Source organism: Pseudomonas fluorescens (assembly GCF_030344995.1).
Taxonomy (GTDB): Bacteria; Pseudomonadota; Gammaproteobacteria; order Pseudomonadales; family Pseudomonadaceae; genus Aquipseudomonas; species Aquipseudomonas fluorescens_BF.
On record NZ_CP128260.1, the window covers coordinates 1,232,124 to 1,253,766 of the forward strand.

A 21,643-nucleotide genomic window follows, 5' to 3' on the forward strand; every position below is an offset into this window, starting at 1 on the left:
TGGGCAACTCATCAACAACCCGCCCCGGGAAACGGGGCGGGTTTTTTCATGCCGCGCCGTCGAGGAACTGCTCGGCGTAGTGGCACGCCACCTGACGGGTGTCGAGCTGACGCAGGGCCGGCTCTTCGCTGCTGCAACGCGCGGTGGCGTACGGGCAGCGCTTGTGGAACGCGCAGCCAGGTGGCGGGTTCAGCGGGTTGGGCAACTCGCCGACGATCTTGATTTTCGGCTTGTCCGGATCCGGGTGGATGGTCGGGGTCGCCGACAACAGCGCCTGGGTGTACGGGTGCAGAGGACGGGCATAGATGTCGTGCTTCGGACCGATTTCCACCGGACGACCGAGGTACATCACCATCACGTCATCGGCCACGTGCTGCACTACCGCCAGGTTGTGCGAGATGAACACGTAACCGGTGTTGAACTCCTGTTGCATGTCCATGAACAGGTTCAGCACCTGCGCCTGGATCGACACGTCCAGCGCCGAGGTCGGTTCGTCCGCCACCAGCACTTTCGGTTGCAGCATCATGGCGCGGGCCAGCGCGATACGCTGACGCTGACCGCCGGAGAACATGTGCGGATAACGCTGGTAGTGCTCGGGACGCAAGCCGACCTGCTTCATCATCGCCTGGACTTTCTCGCGACGCTCGGCAGCACTCAGGTTGGTGTTGATCAGCAGCGGTTCGGCCAGTTGATCACCGATTTTCTGCCGTGGGTTCAACGACGCGTATGGGCTCTGGAACACCATCTGCACGTCTTTGCGCAGTTGTTTGCGCTGGGCCTTGTCGGCGCCAGCCACTTCCTGGCCGGCGATTTTCAGGGAACCGGACGACGGCTCTTCGATCAGTGTCAGGGCGCGGGCGAGGGTGGACTTGCCGCAGCCCGATTCACCAACGACGGCGAGGGTCTTGCCGGCTTCCAGCTCGAACGACACGCCGTTGAGGGCGCGTACGGTCGCATGGCCCTTGAACAGGCCACGGGAGACTTCGTAGTGACGGGTCAGGTCGCGGGCGGTAAGTACGACGGCCATTACGCCACCTCCTGGTTCAACGGATAGAAGCAGCGGGCGAGGCTGTGGCTTTTCGGGTCAAGGGTCGGACGCTGCGCGCGGCAGCTGTCCTGCACGTACGGGCAGCGCGGCGACAGCAGGCAGCCTTGCGGGCGGTCGTAACGGCCGGGAACGATGCCTGGCAGAGTGGCCAGACGCTCGGCACCCTGGCTGTGTTCCGGAATCGCCTTGAGCAGCGCTTCGCTGTACGGGTGGGCAGGGATGTCGAACAGTTGCGGCACCTGACCGACTTCAACAGCTTGACCGGCGTACATCACGCACACGCGCTGGGCGGTTTCAGCCACGACGGCGAGGTCGTGGGTGATCAGTACCAGGCCCATGTTCTGTTCTTTCTGCAACGCCAGCAGCAGATCCATGATCTGTGCCTGAATCGTCACGTCGAGTGCGGTGGTTGGTTCGTCCGCGATCAGCAGTTTCGGCTCGCCGGCAATTGCCATGGCAATCGCCACACGCTGGCTCATGCCGCCGGACAGTTGGTGCGGGTAGGCGTCCATACGGCTGGCGGCGCCCGGGATTTCCACTTTTTCCAGCAGTTCGATCGCACGTTTACGCGCTTGCTTGCCGGACATTTTCAGGTGCAGGCGCAGCACTTCTTCGATCTGGAAACCGACGGTGTAGCTCGGGTTCAGCGCGGTCATCGGGTCCTGGAACACCATCGCCAGGTCTTTGCCGACGATCTGCCGACGCTGGCGGTTGTTCAGCTTGAGCATGTTCTTGCCGTCGAAGCTCAGCGAGTCGGCGGTGACGATCCCCGGGTGCTCGATCAGGCCCATCAGCGCCATCATGGTCACGGACTTGCCGGAACCCGACTCGCCCACGATCGCCAGGACTTCGCCCTTGTCGACTTTCAGGTCTAGGCCGTCGACGACCGGGGTGGCGTTCTTGTCGCCGAAGCGAACGTTGAGATTCTTGATTTCTAACAGTGACATGGGAATCTCCTCAGGCGGCGTTCTTGAGTTTCGGGTCCAGCGCATCGCGCAGGCCGTCGCCCATCAAGTTGATTGCCAGCACGCTGAGCAAAATGGTCAAACCAGGCAGACTCACCACCCACCAGGCGCGTTCGATGTAGTCGCGGGCCGAAGCCAGCATGGTGCCCCACTCAGGGGTTGGCGGCTGGACGCCGAGGCCGAGGAAGCCCAGGGCGGCGGCATCGAGGATCGCCGAGGAGAAGCTCAGGGTCGCCTGAACGATCAGCGGTGCCATGCAGTTCGGCAGCACGGTGATGAACATCAGGCGTGGCAGACCGGCACCGGCCAGGCGCGCAGCGGTCACGTAGTCGCGGTTCAGCTCACCCATCACGGCAGCGCGGGTCAGACGCACGTAGGACGGCAGCGAAACCACGGCAATCGCGATCACGGTGTTGATCAGGCCTGGGCCGAGGATGGCGACGATCGCCACGGCCAGCAGCAGGGATGGCAGGGCCAGCATGATGTCCATCAGACGCATGATGGTCGGGCCGACCACTTTCGGGAAGAAACCGGCGAACAGACCCAGCAGGATCCCCGGGATCAGCGACATCACCACCGACGACAGACCGATCAGCAGCGACAGGCGCGAACCCTGGATCAGACGCGACAGCAGGTCGCGGCCCAGTTCATCGGTGCCGAGCAGGAATTGCATTTGCCCGCCTTCAAGCCACGCCGGCGGCGTCAGCAGGAAGTCGCGATATTGCTCGCTCGGGTTATGCGGGGCGACCCACGGCGCGAAGATCGCGCAGAAAATCACCAGCAGCATGAACAGCAGGCCGGCGACGGCGCCCTTGTTCTTGGCGAAAGCCTGCCAGAACTCTTTGTACGGTGACGGGTACAGCAGACTTTGATCCACGGCGGTGGCGGCGGTGACTACTGAGGAAGTTGGAGTGCTCATGGGTATTGACCTCAGCGCTGATGACGGATGCGTGGGTTGGCAAAGCCGTAGAGGATGTCCACCACGAAATTGACCAGAATCACCAGGCAGGCGATTAACAGGATGCCGTTTTGCACAACCGGGTAGTCCCGGGCGCCGATGGCTTCGATCAGCCATTTACCGATGCCGGGCCAGGAGAAAATGGTTTCGGTCAGGACCGCACCGGCCAGCAGGGTGCCGACTTGCAGGCCGACCACGGTCAGCACCGGAATCAGCGCGTTGCGCAGGCCGTGCACGAACACCACGCGCGACGGCGACAGGCCTTTGGCCTTGGCGGTGCGGATGTAGTCTTCACGCAAGACTTCGAGCATCGACGAACGGGTCATCCGCGCGATCACCGCCAGCGGAATGGTACCCAGCACGATGGCCGGCAGAATCAGGTGATGCAGGGCATCGAGGAACGCGCCCATGTCATCGGCCAGCAGGGTGTCGATCAGCATGAAGCCGGTGCGCGGCTCGATGTCGTAAAGCAGGTCGATCCGCCCGGACACCGGGGTCCAGCCCAGGCTCACCGAGAAGAACATGATGAGGATCAGGCCCCACCAGAAGATCGGCATCGAATAACCCGCCAGGGAGATGCCCATCACCCCGTGGTCGAACAGGGATCCTCGCTTGAGGGCCGCGATCACCCCGGCCAGCAGGCCCAGGATGCCGGCGAACAACAGGGCGGCCATGGACAGTTCCAGGGTCGCCGGGAAGAGGGAGGTGAACTCGGTCCATACGCTCTCACGGGTGCGCAGGGATTCGCCGAGATCGCCATGGGCCAGTTTGCCGATGTAGTCCAGGTACTGGGCGTACAGCGGTTTGTTCAGACCGAGGCGTTCCATTGCCTGAGCGTGCATTTCGGGGTCGACCCGACGTTCGCCCATCATCACTTCCACGGGGTCGCCGGGAATCATGCGAATCAACGCGAAAGTCAGCAAGGTGATGCCGAAAAACGTGGGGATCAATAACCCCAGTCGGCGGGCAATAAAACTAAACATCGTGTGTGGTACCTCATCAGCCGGTTAGGCGTGCCCGGCGACCCTGGGTCAGGGAGGCCGGGAGTTTTCTTATCTACTTCACCTGGGTGGTGGCGAAGTTATTGGTTGTCAGAGGGCTGATGTGATAACCCTCTACGTTGTTGCGCATTGCGGTGAACATGCGGGTGTGGGCCATGCTGATCCACGGTTGGTCCTGATTGAAGATCACTTGCGCTTCTTCATACAGTTTGGCGCGTTCGGCCGGATCTACTTTAGCCCGTGCTTCGTCGAGCAGGGCCTGGAATTTCTCGTTGCACCAGCGAGCGTAGTTTTCGCCGTTCTTGGCAGCTTCGCAACTGAGCATAGGCGTCAGGAAGTTATCCGGGTCGCCGTTGTCGCCCGCCCATCCGGCCGAAACCATGTCGTGCTCGCCAGCCTTGGCGCGTTTGAGCATCTCGCCCCATTCCATCACGCGGATGTCGATCTTGATCCCGACCTTGGCCAGGTCAGCCTGCATCATCTGCGCGCCGAGCATCGGGTTAGGGTTGGTCGGGCCGCCGCCGTTGCGGGTAAACAGGGTAAACACGGTGCCTTCCGGTACGCCGGCTTCCTTGAGCAGCTTGCGGGCGGCATCGAGGTCACGTGGCGGGTTCTTCAGGTCGTGGTTATAGCCCAGCAAAGTCGGCGGGTACGGGTTGACCGCGACCGAGGCGTTGCCTTTGCCGAACAGGGCGTTGACGTAGGCTTCCTTGTCGAAGGCGATGTCGATCGCTTTGCGCACCCGAACGTCGCTGATGTATTTGTGCTGGGTGTTCATGGCGATGTACGAAACGGTCATCGCGTCCATTTCATCGACTTTCAGGTTGCTGTCTTTCTTGATGCTCGGGATGTCATCCGGTTTCGGATACAGCGCGATCTGGCACTCATTGGCCTTGAGCTTCTGCAAACGCACGTTGTTGTCGGTGGCAATCGCCAGGATCAGCGCGTCAGCCGGGGCTTTGCCGCGGAAGTAGTCCGGGTTGGCCTTGAACCGAACCTGGGCGTCCTTGGCGTAACGCTGGAAGATGAACGGGCCGGTGCCGACCGGCTTGTTGTTCAGGTCGCCAGTCTTGTTGGCCTTGAGCAACTGATCGGCGTATTCGGCCGAATAGATCGAGGAGAACGCCATGGCGATGTCGGCCAGGAACGGCGCTTCGCGACGGGTCAGGGTGAACTTGACGGTGTTGTCGTCGACTTTCTCGACGCTTTTGAGCAGTTCCTTGAAGCCCATGCTTTCAAAGTACGGGAAGCCCACGCTCGACAGTTTGTGCCATGGGTGATTCGGGTCCAGCTGGCGCTGGAAGCTCCAGACCACGTCGTCGGCGTTCATGTCGCGGGTCGGCTTGAAATATTCGGTGGTGTGAAACTTGACGCCTTTGCGCAGGTGGAACGTGTAGGTCAGGCCGTCGTCGCTGATGTCCCAGGACTCTGCGAGCGCCGGGATCACTTCAGTGGTGCCGGGCTTGAAGTCCGCCAGACGGTTGAAGATGGTTTCGGCCACCGCGTCGGCAGTGACTGCAGTCGTGTACTGGACCATATCGAAGCCTTCCGGGCTGGCTTCGGTGCAGACCACCAAGGGTTTGGCCGAGACGCCGACAGCGACACTCAGCAACGCAGCCGCGATGGCTGCACGTAGGGGAAGCATTTTCATCAAGAACCCTCTGCAATCGGTTGAAGACAAAAAGCCGAACGGCCGACTCGTCACTGAGTCAGCCGTCGGCTGGCGTTTTTACAGGATGTTGAACGGGATGGTGGTCACCAGACGGAACTCGTTGATGCTGCCGTCAGCCTGGTTTTCGCTCGCACGGTGCGCGGTGTAGGTCGCGCGAACGGTGGTGGCTTTCAGAGGACCGCTCTGTACGGCATAAGCGGCACCGATGCCGTATTCATAGTGGTGCTCGCCGTCCATCGACTGCACGCCGTCGTAGCCGCCACCCTTGTAGTGAGTGCCGTCGATGCCCCAGCCGCGGGCCTGGTAGATGTTGAACTTCAGGCCTGGCACGCCGTATTCGGCCATGTTCAGACCGTAGGCCACCTGGAAGGATTTCTCGTTCGGGCCGTTGAAGTCCGACAGCAGGGAGTTGGCCAGGTAGATACCGTTGGTTTCGTGCAGGTAGTCGAAGTACTCGTTACCGTTCACTTCCTGGTAGGAGAAGGTCAGGGTATGCGCCTGGTGAGTCAGGCCGAACGACAGGGAGTAGGTGTCGTTGTCGATTTCGCCCAGCTTTTTCTTACCTTCGTCCACGGTCTTGTAGTAGTTCAGACCGGTGGTCAGGGCCAGTACCGAGCTGTCACCCAACACGTGGGTGGCGCCGAAGTAGTATTGGTTCCACAGGTCTTCGGCCTGGGTGCCCCAGAGGCTGGTGGTCAGGCTGGCGAACGGCTGGTACGAGATGCCGCCGGTGTGAACGTGGTCGGCTTCGGCATCGATCGCGCCGTATTCGGAGCGGAACTTGCTCAGGCTCTCTTCGGTACGCGGCGAAACGCGGTCGAACGAGGCCAGGTCGAAGGACAGGTTGTTCAGCTCTTCGCTGTGGATCGCGATACCTTCGAAGCTCGATGGCAGCGGACGGTTGCCGATCACATCAACCTGCGGGCTGCTGAAGTTCATGCGGCCGGCGGTCAGGGTGGTGTTGGAGATGCGCGCCTTGACGTTGGCCAGGCCGACTTTGCTCCACTGGCCCTGGGCTTCGCCGCCTTCACGGGTCAGGGTACGGTTGTTGCCCGCGCCTGGACGGGTGCCCGGTGCGCCACCGTTGTTGGACGCCAGATTCTCGCGGTCACGCTCCAGCGCGATGGCGTTGTACGCCGCCACTTCGGTGCTGAAACCGACGGTGCCTTCGGTGAAGCCCGAGTTGTACTTGACGATGGTGCCTTGCACCCAGTTGATACGGCGGTCGGTCGGAGTGGCCACGCCATCCTTGCGATAGGTGAACTTGCCGCCGCGCTTCAGTTGTTCGTTGGCGTACCAGTTACGGGTCGTACCGCTGACAGTGCTGCCTTCGAGGAACCCGGTAGCTTCAGCCTGGGCGCTTTTTTCGTTGACGGTCACGGGGGTGAACGCCTGGCTTTGGGTTTCCGCGTAAGCCGTGGCGGTGATGCTGCTGATGGCCAAGGCCAATATCGCGGTGTTGCTCAGTTTCATGGGTGAAGCTCCTTTACTTTCTTTTTATGCCGGCTTTTTTTTGTTGGCCGGTTATTGGTTTAGAACTCATTCACACATCGCAAACGTTTGCAAAAGGCCTGATTGGCGAATTTCGGCAAAGCGCTTGCGTGAGGGGGTAGACGGCCCCCTCAGCATTGCGGCTAATCGGTTTGGTGTTTAATCGATGCTGACACCCGAAAACACGTTGCGACCGAACGGGCTCACCTTGAACCCTTCGACTTTGGCGCTCAGCGGCTGGTTGACCGTCGAGTGAGCGACAGGCGTGATCGGCACTTGCTGCTTGAGCAGTTGCTGGGCCTGTTTGTAGAGCACGGTGCGCTGGTCACGGTCGGTGACGACCTTGGCCTGCTTGATCAGCTTGTCGTAAGCCTGATCGCACCACATGGAGTAGTTGTTGCCGCCGATGGCGTCGCAGCTGTACAGCGTGCCGAGCCAGTTGTCCGGATCCCCGTTGTCACCGGTCCAGCCGATCAGGCTGATGTCGTGCTCGCCATTCTTGGTGCGCTTGATGTACTCGCCCCATTCGTAGCTGACGATCTTCACTTTCAGACCGATCTTGGCCCAGTCCGCCTGGAGCATTTCGGCCATCAGTTTGGCGTTCGGGTTGTACGGACGTTGTACCGGCATAGCCCACAGGGTGATCTCGGTGCCTTCCTTGACGCCGGCAGCCTTGAGCAGCTCTTTGGCTTTTTCCGGGTTATAGGCAGCGTCCTTGATGGTGTCGTCGTAGGACCATTGGGTCGGCGGCATGGCATTGACAGCCAGTTGGCCGGCGCCTTGATAAACAGCGTTGAGAATCCCCTGTTTATTCACCGCCATGTCCAGCGCCTGGCGCACTTCGAGCTGGTCGAACGGCTTGTGTCGCACGTTGTAGGCGATGTAGCCGAGGTTGAAGCCCGGTTTCTCGATCAATTGCAGTTTCGGATCGTTCTTCAGTGCCGGTACATCGGCCGGGCGCGGGTGCAGGGTGATCTGGCATTCACCGGCCTTGAGCTTCTGCACGCGCACCGAGGCGTCGGTATTGATCGCGAAAATCAGGTTCTTCAGCTTCACCCGGCTTGGGTCCCAGTAGTGCGGGTTACCGGTGTAACGGATGTTCGAGTCTTTCTGGTAGCTCTTGAAGACGAACGGGCCAGTGCCGATCGGCTTCTGGTTGATGTCGCTCGGCTTGCCTTCGGCCAGAAGCTTGTCGGCGTATTCGGCAGACAGGATGGCGGCGAAGCTCATGGCGATGTTCTGGATGAACGCGGCGTCGACGCTGTTGAGCGTGAACTGCACGGTCAGCGGCCCGGTCTTCTCGACCTTGGCGATGTTCTTGTTGAGGCTCATCCCGTTGAAATACGGGAACTCGGTCGGATAAGCCTTACGGAATGGCTGTTGCGGATCGAGCATGCGGTTGAATGTGAACAGCACGTCGTCGGCGTTGAAGTCGCGGGTAGGTTTGAAGTACGGAGTTGTATGAAACTTCACACCTTCACGCAGGTGAAAGGTGTACTTGAGACCATCCTCGGAAATATCCCAGCTGGTTGCCAGGCCCGGTACGACATTGGTCGCGCCTTTTTCGAACTCGGCCAGTCGGTTGTACAGCGGTTCGGCGGCGTCGTTATCGGTCGCTGTCGTGTACTGCGCGGTATCGAAACCGGCCGGGCTGCCTTCTGAGCAGAACACCAGACTGTTGCTGGCGGCGAAACTGGCGGACGTGGCGGCCAACAGACCGGCGCCCAGCAATGCGGAAAAAACCAAGGTATGGCGCATGACGCTCCCTCTTTTTTTAGTGTTTTTCAATGCGCCGCGATCCCGTCCAGGGATGTTGTGGCGGCATTGAGCTCAAACCAATACGGCAGCAAAACCGATAGCCCACGCAGTCACTGGTCAGAACCCGACGGTAGGGGCCGTGGGTCTGGCAGTAAATGCGCTGAGTCCTAAAGACTCGTAGGAAAAGGCAACGCGTCCTAAACCAACCCGGTAAGACTGGGCGGAAAAGGCTGTAGGCAAATTCCTAACTTCTCGGTAAAAAAAACAGCGGCGACGCTGAATACGTCGCCGCTGCCTCTTTTATTTGCTGACGCTGACGCCGTAGAAGGAGTTCAAGCCGAATGGGCTGATCTTGAAGTCCTGCACGTTGGCGCGCATGGGTTGATACACCGTCGAGTGAGCGATAGGTGTCATAGGGACTGCATCTTTGAGGACGTGCTGCGCCTCTTTGTAGAGTTCGGTGCGCTTGGCCTGGTCAGTAGTGCGCTTGGCTTCTTTTACGAGGCCGTCGAATTTCTTGTCGCACCATTTGGAGAAGTTGTTGCCACTCAGGGAGTCGCAACCAAACAACACGTTGAGCCAGTTGTCCGGATCACCATTGTCACCGCTCCAGCCAATCAGCATGCCCTGGTTCTCGCCACCTTTGGAGCGCTTGATGTACTCGCCCCACTCGTAGCTTTGAATCTTCACTTTCAGGCCGATCTTCGCCCAGTCGGACTGAAGCATTTCAGCCATCAGCTTGGCGTTCGGGTTGTAGGGACGCTGAACCGGCATCGCCCACAGGACGATCTCGGTACCTTCCTTGACGCCGGCTTCCTTGAGCAGCTGTTTGGCTTTCTCAGGATCGTACTTGGCGTCCTTGATGGTGGTGTCGTAGGACCACTGGGTCGGTGGCATGGCGTTGACGGCCAGTTGGCCGGCGCCCTGGTAAACCGAGTCGATGATCTGTGGTTTGTTGACCGACATGTCCAGGGCCTGGCGGACGCGCAGGTCGGCCAGCGGGTTAGGCTCGTTGCTGCCCTTGACCTTGTCCATCACGTTGTAGGCGATGTAGCCCAGGTTGAAACCGGCCTGGTCAGGCATCTTCAACGCAGGATCGGCTTTCAGTGCCGCGAGGTCGGCCGGGCGCGGGAACAGGGTGACCTGGCACTCGTTCTTTTTCAGCTTCTGGATACGTACCGACGGGTCGGTGGTGATGGCGAAGATCAGGTTGTCGATCTTCACGTCGTCAGGCTTCCAGTAGTCCTTGTTGCCGGTGTAACGGATGTTGGAGTCTTTCTGGTAGCTCTTGAACACGAACGGACCAGTGCCGATCGGCTTCTGGTTGATGTCGGCAGCCTTGCCTTCCTTCAGCAGCTGGGCTGCGTACTCGGCGGACTGAACAGACGCGAAGCTCATCGCCATGTTCTGAATGAACGCGGCGTCGACTTCTTTCAGGGTGAACTTGACGGTGTGGTCGTCGACTTTATCGATCTTGGTGATGTTGGTATCCATCCCCATGTCGGTGAAGTACGGGAATTCGGTCGGGTACGCCTTACGGAACGGGTCATCCTTGTTAATCATGCGATTGAAGGTGAACAGCACGTCGTCGGCGTTGAACTCACGAGTCGGCTTGAAATACGGGGTGGTGTGGAACTTGACGCCTTCACGCAGATGGAAGGTGTAAGTCAGGCCGTCATCAGAAATGTCCCACTTGGTCGCCAGACCAGGAATCACGGCGGTACCGCCACGCTCGAACTGGGTCAGACGGTTGAACATGGTTTCGGCTGAGGCGTCGAAGTCGGTTCCGGTGGTGTATTGGCCTGGATCGAAACCGGCCGGGCTGCCTTCGGAGCAGAACACCAGGTTAGTCGCAGCGGTGGCGAAAGGTGCGGAGGCTAACAAGCCTGCGCCGACTAAAAACGGAATGACCGCGTGTTTAAGCATGTTGGCCTCATGATTTGTTGTCATTTTTTAGTAGTGAGGTACGACCTCGTGAGTCGTGCCTGCGGATACTTATGCAGGGCCCATACCCAATGCAAGATCCAGAGCGCTCGGCGGCGTCAAAGCGTGGCACGAACGTACCTTAATGTCGCATCCGTATAACTTCTGACGCATTTGACCGTTTGCGGCCGGTTTTTACGGTGCAAACGAAGCCCCAAAACGGTGCGCTGGTCACGTTGTGCGCGCCGGATTGGGGCCGGGTGTTACTTATTTATACCCACCCCATAGAAGGGGGTTAGACCGAACGGGCTGATCTTGAAGTCGGTGACTTCCTTGCGCAGTGGCTGGAACACCGTGGAATTGGCGATCGGCGTGATCGGCACCTGCTGTTTAAGGATCAGTTGCGCCTGTTGATACAGTTTTACCCGTTGCGTTTTATCGGTGGACACCTTGGCCTGCTGCACCAGCTTGTCGTAGGCCGGATCGCACCACTTGGCGTAGTTGCTGCCCTTCACCGCCGCGCAGCTGTAAAGCACGCCCAGCCAGTTGTCGGGGTCGCCGTTGTCACCGGTCCAGCCGTAGATCATCGCGTCGTGCTCGCCATTCTTGGCGCGTTTGATGTACTCGCCCCATTCATAGCTGACGATGTTGGCCTTGATACCGATCTTCTCCCAGTCCTGCTGGATCATCTGCGCCGACATCCGCGCATTCGGGTTCGAGGCGCGCTGCACGGTCATGGCCCAGAGATTGATGGTTGTACCCGGTGCAACCCCGGCTTCCTTGAGTAGCGCCTTGGCTTTTGCAGGGTCATGCGGCGCGTCTTTAATGTTCGGATCGAACGACCATTGCGCTGGCGGCAAGGCGTTTTGCGCCAACTGCCCGGCACTCTGGTAAACCGCTTTGATGATCGCCGGTTTGTCGATGGCCATGTCCAGGGCCTGGCGCACTTTGAGCTGATCCAGCGGCGGATGGGTGGTGTTGTAGGCGAGGAAGCCGAGGTTGAAACCGGCCTGTTTCAACACCCGCAGATTCGGGTCTTTTTCCATCACTTCGATGTCGGCCGGGCGTGGGTAGCCGCTGACCTGACATTCGCCGGTCTTGAGCTTTTGCAGGCGGACGGCGGCGTCCGGGGTGATCGAGAACACCAGGTTATCGAGCTTCACGTCCTCGGGTTTCCAGTAGTCCTTGTTGGCGGCATAGCGGATCTGCGCGTCCTTCTGGTAACGCTTGAACACGAACGGGCCGGTGCCGACCGGTTTCTGGTTGAGGTCGGCGGCGTGGCCTTCCTTCAACAGTTGGGCGGCGTATTCGGCCGATTGCACCGAGGCGAAGCTCATGGCGAGGTTTTGCACGAAGGCGGCGTCGACGTTGTTCAGGTTGAAACGCACGGTGTTTTCGTCGAATTTTTCCACGGATTTGATCGTGGTGTTCAGGCCCATGTCGGTGAAGTAGGGGGATTCGGCGGGGTAGGCCTTGCGGAAGGCGTTCTCCGGGTCGAGCAGGCGCTGGAAGGTGAAGAGGACGTCGTCGGCGTTGAAGGTTCGGGTGGGGGTGAAGTAGTCGGTGGTGTGGAATTTTACGTTTTGGCGCAGGTGGAAGGTGTACTGGAGGCCGTCCGGGCTTACGTCCCAGTTCGTCGCCAGGCCGGGTTCGACTTCGGTGCCGCCGCGTTTGAATTGGGTTAGGCGGTTGAAGACGGTTTCGGCGGAGGCGTCGAAGTCGGTGCCGCTGGTGTATTGGCTGGGGTCGAAGCCTGCGGGGCTGGCTTCGGAGCAGTAGACCAGGGTTGTGGCTGCGTTTGCGATTGGGGTTATGGCGGTGAGGGCCAGGGTGATCAGGAGTGGTTTGAGGGTGGATCTTTGCATGTCTGGCCCGTGGGTCTGGAGGTGGTTGTTCCTTGAGGTTAGCGGGGATTTGAGGGGGTTCGGAAATATCGTTTTTTGAGGGGGTGCGTCTATCTCGGTATATCTGGGGGGGTTGTGTACATATCCGTTGCTGCGGTAACGGCTTCTTAGGGTTCCGCCCTTACGGCGGGTCACTTTTTACAAACGCCTAAAAAGTAACCAAAAACGCTTGCTCCTACGTCCGGCCCGCTCGCTAAGGCTCGGGGTTCCTTCGCTCCGGGATTCATCCGGGGGGCATCGCCTACGGTTTGCTTCGCTGCACCTCCTCTCGATGTGTTTGGCTTCTCCAAACGGTCGCTGCGCTCCCACCCCCGGATAAATCCCTCCACTCAGCCTTCCGACGTCGCCCGTGAATCAAGATCAAGAGCTGCAGCCGAGCTAACGCTCATCCTGTTGAGTGGTGGTGGGGCAACAGCTTAGAGCGGTTTGTGTGCTTTTCAGATTTTGAATTCACCTTCGATATCTCACGTCGGAGTATTTCATTTAAACGACGCGGTCAGTCCCCTCTCCCTCCGGGAGAGGGCTAGGGTGAGGGCAGCTTTTGAAGCTGTTTAAATCTCAACAACAACACAGGATCCTTCCCACAAGGTTTTCAGGTTGTCCGTCGGAAGCACGATCCCTAGTCTTTGGTTGTCGCAGAAAACTCTGTGATTGGGTGTGAGAACCCAGGCAAGCGAGTGTTATTCAAACGTCAGTCCGACCATAATTGCCGCCAGCTTTCTGCTGCCAGTAATTGATTTATGGCGGCTGTGTGCGGGCAGACTTTGGTCTGGCCGGAATCTCCTTGCCCGGTTTCTCACCCCGCACATAGCTGCCACCTCTTCGCCGCGTGAGAACGGCATTTGGTGGCTTCAAGTCAGCAAGGAGTTAATCAATGAACAAGGTTGTCCCCGACCCACCCCTCGAAACACCCACCCCACTCGAAGAAGCCATGCGCGCCGAAGACCTCGCTCGCAACCGCGAAGCCATCAAACGCGCCCTCGATTTTTATCTCTGCCCCAACCCTTCCAAACCGCGCCCGAGCACGATGTATATGGTCACTCCCAACGTCGACACCGAAAGCCTGCTGGCCAATGCCTGCGAATCCCTGGCCTCGGCCAGTACCATCTCCAGCAATTTCGCCAATGAGCTTTCGGGTCCGCAGCGCAGTACTGCGCTGGGTATCCAGCAGATCATCATGCTGGCTGAGCTCGCAGTGAACCGCGCGCTGGACCGGGTTGATCCGCAAACCTGATAACCCAAATCCCGGGCATAAAAAAAACCGGCGATCATTTTCTGATCGCCGGTTTTTCATTCAGCCGTTACTCAATCACTGCATCAACACTTCAATCGAGCCATCGGCCGTCAGGCTGACCTGGCTGGTGCCGGCTTCGACTTCAGGCGTGACGGGTGCTGCGTCCATGCCGGCGGCTTTCATCATCATCGGGGCGCGCATGTACGGTTGTGGGAAGCCGTTGCTGTTGAGGTTCAGGTTGACGATTTTGTAGCCCTTGCCGCCCAGGGCGTCGGTGGCCAGTTGGGCGCGGGCCTTGAAGGCGGTGACGGCTTCTTTCAGCAATTTGTCTTCGCTGGCCTTGCGGGTCGGGTCGGCGATGGCGAAGTCCATGCCGCCCATTTTCAGGTCGGTCAGCAGCTCGCCAGTGAGTTTGGACAGGGCGGCGAAGTCGGCGCTTTCCAGGCGCAGTTCGGCGCGTTCGCGCCAGCCGGTGATTTTCTGGCCCTTGGTGTCGTAGATCGGGTAGCTGTTGCGGCTGCCCTGGCGCAGGGTGATGTCTTTGACTTGCTTGGCCTGGGCCAGGGCCTTGTTCATGGTGGTGCTGACGTCGGCGGCGAGTTTGGCAGGGTCAGTGTTCTGTTCTTCGGTGTAGAGGGTCACGATCATCAGGTCGCGGGCCACTTCCTGGCTGACTTCGGCGCGCAGGGAAATCTGGTTGTAGTGCAGCTCATCGGCGGCCAGGGCCGGAAGGCTGGCGACGCTGCCGACGGTCAGGGCGAGAAGGGCGGCGCTGCGGCGAAATGTGTGCATGAAAGCTCCTTGATGAGGGCGCAGGTGATGGTTCGGGGGCCTGCGTGAAACCATCAGACTCTAGCTTTTATGATCCGGTTCGCCCAGTTACAACTTCTATACAGATGGGCCTTATAGCCGCCGCGAAGCTTTTTGCCATGTGGTCGTTTGCCGCACTTTCGCCTCTCAAGCGCGCGCCTTGGTTATACTCCGTGCGATCCGCCTGGAGCGCTCATCAGGAGAGCTCATGCTCGCCCCCGTACAACTGACTTCCGCCACTCGCCAGAACCTCTGGCGGCTGACTTTCATCCGCACCCTGGTGCTCGCCGCGCAGGCCGGTTCCGTGGGCCTGGCCTACTGGCTGGATCTGTTGCCGTTGCCGTGGGTGCAACTGGTGATGACCCTCGGCTGTTCGATTCTGCTATGTGTGTTCACCGCCGTGCGCCTGCGCACTTCGTGGCCGGTCACCGAGCTTGAATACGCGCTGCAACTGGCTTGCGATCTGGTTATCCACAGTGCCTTGCTGTATTTCTCCGGTGGTTCGACCAACCCGTTCGTTTCGTATTATCTGGTGCCGCTGACCATCGCTGCGGTGACGCTGCCGTGGCGTTATTCGGTGGTGCTGTCGGGTATTGCGCTGGCCTTGTACACATTGATGCTGACGCACTTCTATCCGCTGGAAACCCTGCCGGTGGCCCGGGAGAACCTGCAGATCTACGGCATGTGGCTGAGCTTCGCCCTGGCGGCAGCGGTGATTACCTTCTTCGCCGCGCGCATGGCTGAAGAGCTGCGCCGGCAGGAAGAGTTGCGGGCGATCCGTCGCGAAGAAGGCCTGCGCGATCAGCAATTGTTGGCCGTGGCGACTCAGGCCGCCGGTGCTGCCCATGAACTTGGCACGCCGCTGGCGACCATGAGCGTGTTGCTCAACGAAATGCAGCAGGATCATCACGATCCGATGCTTCAGGAAGACCTGAAGGTGCTGAAGGATCAGGTGAAACTCTGCAAGGAGACCCTGCAACAACTGGTGCGCGCCGCCGAAGCCAATCGCCGGATGGCGGTGGAGATGCAGGACGTCACCGAGTGGCTCGACGAAGCGCTCAATCGCTGGCACCTGATGCGCCCGGAAGCGAGTTACCGCTTCCAGCGTCTCGGCCAGGGCCCGTTGCCACGTGTGGCGCCGCCGCCGGATCTGACCCAGGCACTGTTGAATCTATTGAACAACGCCGCCGATGCCTGCCCGGAAAACCTACAGGTGACCCTGGACTGGACGGCCGAAGACCTGACCATCAGCATCCGCGATCATGGCGCCGGTGTGCCGCTGGCCATCGCCGAGCAGATTGGCAAACCGTTTTTTACCACCAAGGGCAAAGGTTTCGGCCTGGGCCTGTTTTTGAGCAAGGCCAGCGTGACACGCGCCGGCGGCTCAGTGAAACTCTATAGTCATGAGGAAGGCGGCACGCTCACCGAGCTGCGCCTGCCCCACGGCGCCCGAGGAGAGCAACATGAATGACGAAATCCAAGTCGAAGGCGAAGAACTGCCGCATTTGCTGCTGGTCGATGACGACGCGACCTTCACCCGGGTGATGGCCCGTGCCATGGCCCGCCGTGGTTTCCGCGTCAGCACCGCCGGTTCTGCCGAGGAAGGCCTGACCATCGCCCAGGCCGATCTGCCGGACTATGCGGCGCTGGACCTGAAAATGGACGGCGATTCCGGCCTGGTCCTGCTGCCGAAGCTGCTGGAGCTGGACCCGGAAATGCGCGTGGTGATCCTCACCGGTTACTCGAGCATTGCCACCGCGGTCGAAGCGATCAAGCGCGGCGCCTGCAATTACCTGTGCAAACCGGCCGACGCCGACGATGTGCTGGCAGCGCTGCTGTCCGAACACGCCGACCTCGACAGCCTGGTGCCGGAAAACCCGATGTCGGTGGATCGCCTGCAGTGGGAGCACATCCAGCGCGTGCTGACCGAGCACGAAGGCAACATCTCCGCCACTGCCCGCGCCCTGGGCATGCACCGCCGCACTCTGCAGCGCAAACTGCAGAAGCGCCCGGTTCGTCGCTGAACCTGCGCTGAACGACCATCGCCAGCCCTCGCGATAAAACGCACCGATCATCTATGATCGGTGCGTGTCTGTTCTTTTCTTTATCGAGCCTTTTCCATGAATCAGAACGCTGAATATTCCGCGGTCAACGATGCTGTGCGCGGGCAGTTTTTTCGCAAGGTGTGGGCCATGACCACGCCTTATTGGCGCAGCGAAGAGAAGGGCAAGGCCTGGACGTTGCTGATCGCCGTCATCGCCCTGTCGCTGTTCAGCGTGGGCATCTCGGTGTGGCTCAACAGTTGGTACAAGGATTTCTACAACGCCCTGCAAAAGAAGGATGAGGCGGCGTTCTGGCAGTTGATCCTGTACTTCTGCGGCATTGCGGCCGTGGCCATTCTCGGTGCGGTGTACCGCCAGTATCTGACGCAAATGCTCACCATCCGCTGGCGTGCGTGGCTCACCGAAAACCATTTCAAGCGCTGGCTGGGGCACAAGAACTACTACCAGCTGGAGCAGGGCGGCTATACCGATAACCCTGACCAACGGATTTCCGAAGACCTCAACACGTTCACCAGTACGACCCTGAGTCTCGCTCTGGGGTTGATCCGCACAGTCGTCAGCCTGGTGTCGTTCTCGATCATTCTGTGGGGCGTGTCCGGCAGCATCGAAGTTTTCGGCATCGAAATTCCGGGCTACATGTTCTGGTGTGCGCTGCTGTACGCGGCGGTCGGCAGTTGGCTGACACACTTGATCGGTCGACGTCTGATCGGCCTGAACAACCAGCAACAACGGTTCGAAGCGGACCTGCGTTTCTCCATGGTACGGGTGCGCGAAAACGCCGAGAGCATCGCGCTGTACAACGGCGAGCCCAACGAAAACCGTCGTCTGAGCAGCCGCTTCGGTCTGGTCTGGCACAACTTCTGGGACATCATGCGGGTGTCCAAGCGCCTGACGTTCTTCACCTCGGGTTATGGCCAGATCGCAATCATTTTCCCCTTCATCGTTGCGGCCCCCCGTTACCTGTCCGGCAAGATCGAGCTGGGTGAACTGATGCAGATCAACTCGGCGTTTGGCAACGTGCAGGAGAACTTTAGCTGGTTCATCGATGCCTATGCGTCGCTGGCGGCCTGGAAAGCCACCTCTGATCGTCTGTTGAGCTTCCGGCAGGCAATGACTGATAACGAAGAGCGCTCGCCGGCCATCGATGTGCAGAATCAGGGCGATGAGCTGAAGGTTCATAATCTGGGCCTGGATCTGGCTGACGGTCGTCATCTGCTGACCAGCGCTGACATGACTGTGGAAGCGGGCGACCGCGTGATGCTCAGCGGCCGTTCCGGCAGCGGCAAGTCGACACTGCTGCGGGCAATGGGGCATCTGTGGCCGGCGGGGCACGGAAGCATTCGCTTGCCGGCGTCGCGTTATCTGTTCCTGCCGCAGAAACCGTATCTGCCGATCGGCACCCTGCGCGACGCCTTGAGTTATCCACAACCGGGCGACACCTACGCGCCAGAGCGTTATGCACAAGTGCTGGAAACCTGCCGTTTGCCGCATCTGGTGGCGCGACTGGACGAGGCCAACCACTGGCAGCGCATGCTCTCGCCGGGTGAACAGCAACGTCTGGCCTTCGCCCGCGCGCTGCTTTACGCGCCGCAATGGCTGTACATGGACGAAGCGACGTCGGCGATGGATGAAGAAGACGAAGCCACGCTGTATCAGGCGCTGATCGATCAGTTGCCGGGCCTGAGCATCGTCAGCGTCGGCCATCGCAGCAGTCTCAAGCGCTTCCATCCACGACATGTGCGGATCGATGGCGGGCATCTGGTCGAGCAGACCGTGACCGCCTGATATATCCATACGTTCCTCGTGGGAGCTGGCTTGCCAGCTCCCACAGGTTTTGTGTGGAAACGGAAAGTGATCGTACAACCCGCTTGAGCTATGATGCCCACAAGCCGAATTTTCGAGACAAGATGCAGACCATGGAAAACCTGATCGACACCCCGCGCCTCCCTCGCAAGCGCCGCAGCCTGGCTCAAGAACTGGTGACGGTGCTGACCGAGCAGATCCGCGACGGTCTGCTCAAGCGTGGCGACAAGTTGCCCACCGAGTCGGCGATCATGGAAGCCCATGGTGTCAGCCGCACCGTGGTGCGCGAGGCGATCTCCCGGCTACAGGCCGCAGGTCAGGTGGAAACCCGTCATGGCATCGGCACTTTCGTGCTCGACACCCCGAGCCCCAGCGGTTTCCGGATCGATCCGGCTACAGTGGTCACTCTGCGTGATGTACTGGCAATTCTCGAATTCCGTATCAGCCTGGAAGTCGAATCCGCCGGCCTCGCCGCGCAACGTCGCAGCGCCGAACAACTGGCCGCGATGCGCGCCGCCCTCGATGCGTTGAACGAAAGCGTGGCCCACGCCAGCGATGCGGTGGCCTCGGACTTTCAGTTTCACCTGCAAATCGCGCTGTCCACCGGCAACCGCTACTTCACCGACATCATGACCCACCTGGGCACCAGCATCATTCCGCGTACGCGGCTGAACTCGGCGCGCCTGGCCCATGACGATCAGCAGCACTACATGAATCGCCTGAGCCGCGAGCACGAGGAAATCTACGACGCCATCGCCCGTCAGGATTCCGATGCGGCCCGCGCGGCCATGCGCCTGCACCTGACCAACAGCCGCGAACGGCTGCGTCAGGCGCACGAAGAAGCGCAGGCGCAGGGCTGAGAAATCAGGCTTTGATGTAGAGTTTCAAGGGTTCGGAACAAGGCTCGAGACTGGACTCGTCGGCAAACTTGTAGCGCAGCTCAACGGTACTGTTCAGGTACTTTTCCAGCTCGAATTTCGGGATGCTCAGTTCGATCCCGGTCAGGCCGACCATGTCATCGAGTGCGTCATCCCAGACGCCGGTCGGTTCCGACAGGCCCAGCCAATCAGGCTCTTCAGGATCATCACCGAGGATCGGGTACACATCCCAGTTCGGCGGTGTGTTCTGCCCATCGGGTACCTGAACGATCAGGTCGTCATCCAGCGTCGACAACCGCAGGATGATCGAGTCGCTGGCGTGGTCGGGGAATTGTGGAAGGTGTGCAGTGGCAAACGTCATGCTTCGTTCTCCTTGAAAGATCTGCCGCGATCCTTCGCGGCAGTCGTCGCACTTTACCCGGCGAATCGCTGAGGCGCGCCGGGGCAATCTTGTCCGGGCATTTCAGCTTCGGGGCAGAATCGAACGGTCCACCCTGACCGCCAGTTTGCCCGGGCCGGGCCTGACGTCGAACGTCGCCTGGCCCTGAGCGTCCACCGACGCCCGGGCGATGGCCACGCCGTCGCGCAGCAATTGCAGCGGCGCACCTTTCAACGATTGGCCCGAGGCCAGTTCCAGTTTCAATTTGATCGTCATCGAATCGCTCCTTAATTCGTGTTGCCGGTCGGGTGGTAGTCCTTGAGCAGCAGGTAAGTGCTCCAGCCCCACCAGTCGTCGACGGTGGCGGTGTCGTTGAGGTTGTTGACGTCCTTGCGCCGCAGGACTTTGTTGCCCTGAAGGCGGAACAGTGGCGAGAAGTTGTTGGCCGGATCCAGCACGGCTGTCAGATCCGGCAACCGTTGCAGCGCGTTGGAGGTGGTCGGCACGCTGCCGCTTGAATACGCGGCATACACCTCGTCCGCCGAATCCTGTACCGCCTGATTCACTTGATGGCGGTTGTCGGCGTCGGTGGCGTCGAAGTAGCGCTTGTCACCGAATGCCCGCCATTGCTCGCCATGTCCGTTGCGTACCTTGAGCCCGAACTTGCTGTCTTCATCGTGCATGAAGCGAGTGATGAGCGAACCCAGGTCGCTCGGTGTCACGGCGGCGGCCATGGCTTTGCGCGGCACTCGCAAATGCCCGGAAGAGAACAGGTCGGTGAGGTAGTGGTCGGCGAATGCATTCATCGCGTAGGCCCGTTCCAGTTGCAGTTCGTCTTGACTGGCGTGAGCGGCAGCGGCGGTTTGCAGGGCGGCGGTATGTCCGGCGATGTAGGCCAGGCGAGCCCATTCGCCGAAGTGGTCGGCGTTGTTCGCTGCCAGTTTCAGATAGCGCCCGAGCGGGATCAGGGCCGAGACAAAACTGCCGCCGCCGGTGATCTTGTTCCACTCTTCCGACAACGTATCTCCCAACGCGTCATAAGCCTCATGAGGTTGCTTGCCTTCCTTGATCGCCTGATTAACGGCGTCGATCTCCTTTTGCATGATCGAGAGAATCTGTATCGCTTCGGCCTTTGAAGCGGGCAGCGCGGCGAGGGTGTCGAAGGCCGCCGTGAAGCGCTGAAGGCGATCAGCCGGGGTCGATCCTTCGTTGATCGGCCGCTCGACAACTCCGTAGAAATCACCGCCCAGCGCCAGCACCTGGCCGTAGGTCAGCGCCAATCCGTTCGGCAGATGCAGCGGCACGTTTTGCGCGAGCACCGGCTCGGCATTTTCAACGAAGCGCAGCCGGGTGTTATCGCCGATAGCCGTGTGTTCCGCGCCTTCGAAGCGTAATTGCGGTATGCCTTTCAAGGCTTGAGCGGGCAGGGTGGGCACGGGTTCGACATCGCTGTGCGAGTCGGCGATGTGCAGCAGTAAGTGCGCATTATCAGCACTGAAGGCGATGCCGCCGGGAGTGAAAAGATCATCGAATCGCGCGATGACCGGTGTGGCTTTTTCAAGGCATTTTGGTTGTAGACCGGACATTTCTTTCTCCTTGATATGTCGTCGGCAGGTTTTTATTTAACTGTATGCATATACAGTTAAATCGAGCCTAGACGAGAAATCTCCTACGTCAAAAAGAAATCCTGTCCGACAAAAAATGCTTCCCAGCGATGAAATGCAGTTGACGGTTATCTTTTAAGTTGTACGATGAC

General features: G+C 59.8%; 18 protein-coding genes. 5 read left to right on the forward strand and 13 right to left on the reverse strand.

The features are described 5' to 3' along the window. Positions 1-46 precede the first annotated feature (46 nt). From QR290_RS05430 to QR290_RS05470, 9 genes are all read right to left on the reverse strand, one after another. The gene (locus QR290_RS05430; RefSeq protein WP_007953682.1) at positions 47-1,027 is read right to left on the reverse strand and encodes a peptide ABC transporter ATP-binding protein; all 981 of its coding nucleotides are present in this window, start codon (positions 1,025-1,027) and stop codon (positions 47-49) included. Next, the gene (locus QR290_RS05435; RefSeq protein ID WP_011332433.1) at positions 1,027-1,995 is read right to left on the reverse strand and encodes an ABC transporter ATP-binding protein; all 969 of its coding nucleotides are present in this window, start codon (positions 1,993-1,995) and stop codon (positions 1,027-1,029) included. The genes QR290_RS05430 and QR290_RS05435 overlap by 1 nt, the downstream gene beginning before the upstream one ends. Before the next feature lie 10 nt (positions 1,996-2,005). After that, complete coding sequence (locus QR290_RS05440) at positions 2,006-2,932, reverse strand: ABC transporter permease subunit (RefSeq protein ID WP_039769224.1); 927 nt, start codon at positions 2,930-2,932, stop codon at positions 2,006-2,008. Between the two features lie 11 nt (positions 2,933-2,943). Continuing rightward, a complete protein-coding gene (locus QR290_RS05445; protein ID WP_007953665.1) occupies positions 2,944-3,954 on the reverse strand; it encodes an ABC transporter permease subunit in 1,011 nt (336 codons plus the stop codon). 73 nt (positions 3,955-4,027) lie between these two features. Further along, positions 4,028-5,623, reverse strand: coding sequence for an ABC transporter substrate-binding protein (locus tag QR290_RS05450; RefSeq protein WP_289204505.1), 1,596 nt, complete (start codon positions 5,621-5,623; stop codon positions 4,028-4,030). A 78-nt stretch (positions 5,624-5,701) separates the two neighbouring features. Next, positions 5,702-7,117 (reverse strand): OprD family porin, encoded by a 1,416-nt coding sequence (locus tag QR290_RS05455; RefSeq protein WP_115076535.1) that lies wholly within the window; start codon positions 7,115-7,117, stop codon positions 5,702-5,704. A gap of 177 nt (positions 7,118-7,294) precedes the next feature. Beyond that, complete coding sequence (locus QR290_RS05460) at positions 7,295-8,893, reverse strand: ABC transporter substrate-binding protein (RefSeq protein ID WP_289204506.1); 1,599 nt, start codon at positions 8,891-8,893, stop codon at positions 7,295-7,297. A gap of 300 nt (positions 8,894-9,193) precedes the next feature. After that, on the reverse strand, positions 9,194-10,819 hold the full coding sequence (locus tag QR290_RS05465) for an ABC transporter substrate-binding protein (RefSeq protein WP_289204507.1): 1,626 nt from the start codon (positions 10,817-10,819) through the stop codon (positions 9,194-9,196). A gap of 260 nt (positions 10,820-11,079) precedes the next feature. Then, positions 11,080-12,681 (reverse strand): ABC transporter substrate-binding protein, encoded by a 1,602-nt coding sequence (locus tag QR290_RS05470; protein WP_289204508.1) that lies wholly within the window; start codon positions 12,679-12,681, stop codon positions 11,080-11,082. A 913-nt stretch (positions 12,682-13,594) separates the two neighbouring features. Between QR290_RS05470 and QR290_RS05475 the strand changes: the two genes are divergently transcribed. After that, positions 13,595-13,954, forward strand: a complete 360-nt coding sequence (locus QR290_RS05475; RefSeq protein WP_289204509.1) for a DUF6124 family protein — start codon at positions 13,595-13,597, stop codon at positions 13,952-13,954. A gap of 75 nt (positions 13,955-14,029) precedes the next feature. On the opposite strand, the gene QR290_RS05480 is transcribed toward QR290_RS05475, so the two are convergent. Further along, complete coding sequence (locus tag QR290_RS05480) at positions 14,030-14,746, reverse strand: SIMPL domain-containing protein (RefSeq protein WP_096818907.1); 717 nt, start codon at positions 14,744-14,746, stop codon at positions 14,030-14,032. A gap of 226 nt (positions 14,747-14,972) precedes the next feature. Here QR290_RS05480 and QR290_RS05485 point away from each other — a divergent pair, with 226 nt between their 5' ends. The 4 genes from QR290_RS05485 (at position 14,973) to QR290_RS05500 (ending at position 19,490) form a co-directional block, all read left to right on the forward strand. Next, entirely contained in the window at positions 14,973-16,235 is a 1,263-nt protein-coding gene (locus tag QR290_RS05485) for an ATP-binding protein (RefSeq protein WP_011332442.1), read from the forward strand. After that, positions 16,228-16,788 (forward strand): response regulator transcription factor, encoded by a 561-nt coding sequence (locus QR290_RS05490; protein ID WP_115076540.1) that lies wholly within the window; start codon positions 16,228-16,230, stop codon positions 16,786-16,788. Before QR290_RS05485 ends, QR290_RS05490 begins: the two co-directional genes overlap by 8 nt. 96 nt (positions 16,789-16,884) lie before the next feature. Beyond that, positions 16,885-18,612 (forward strand): ABC transporter ATP-binding protein/permease, encoded by a 1,728-nt coding sequence (locus QR290_RS05495; protein ID WP_115076541.1) that lies wholly within the window; start codon positions 16,885-16,887, stop codon positions 18,610-18,612. Positions 18,613-18,743: 131 nt separating this feature from the next. After that, positions 18,744-19,490 (forward strand): FadR/GntR family transcriptional regulator, encoded by a 747-nt coding sequence (locus QR290_RS05500; protein WP_205350843.1) that lies wholly within the window; start codon positions 18,744-18,746, stop codon positions 19,488-19,490. A gap of 4 nt (positions 19,491-19,494) precedes the next feature. On the opposite strand, the gene QR290_RS05505 is transcribed toward QR290_RS05500, so the two are convergent. The 3 genes from QR290_RS05505 to QR290_RS05515 form a co-directional block, all read right to left on the reverse strand. Beyond that, on the reverse strand, positions 19,495-19,869 hold the full coding sequence (locus tag QR290_RS05505; protein ID WP_115076542.1) for a hypothetical protein: 375 nt from the start codon (positions 19,867-19,869) through the stop codon (positions 19,495-19,497). Between the two features lie 102 nt (positions 19,870-19,971). Further along, positions 19,972-20,163: a hypothetical protein gene (locus QR290_RS05510; protein WP_115076543.1), complete on the reverse strand. Its 192-nt coding sequence runs from the start codon at positions 20,161-20,163 to the stop codon at positions 19,972-19,974. Between the two features lie 11 nt (positions 20,164-20,174). Next, positions 20,175-21,473: a phospholipase gene (locus QR290_RS05515; RefSeq protein ID WP_289204510.1), complete on the reverse strand. Its 1,299-nt coding sequence runs from the start codon at positions 21,471-21,473 to the stop codon at positions 20,175-20,177. Between the last annotated feature and the right edge of the window lie 170 nt (positions 21,474-21,643).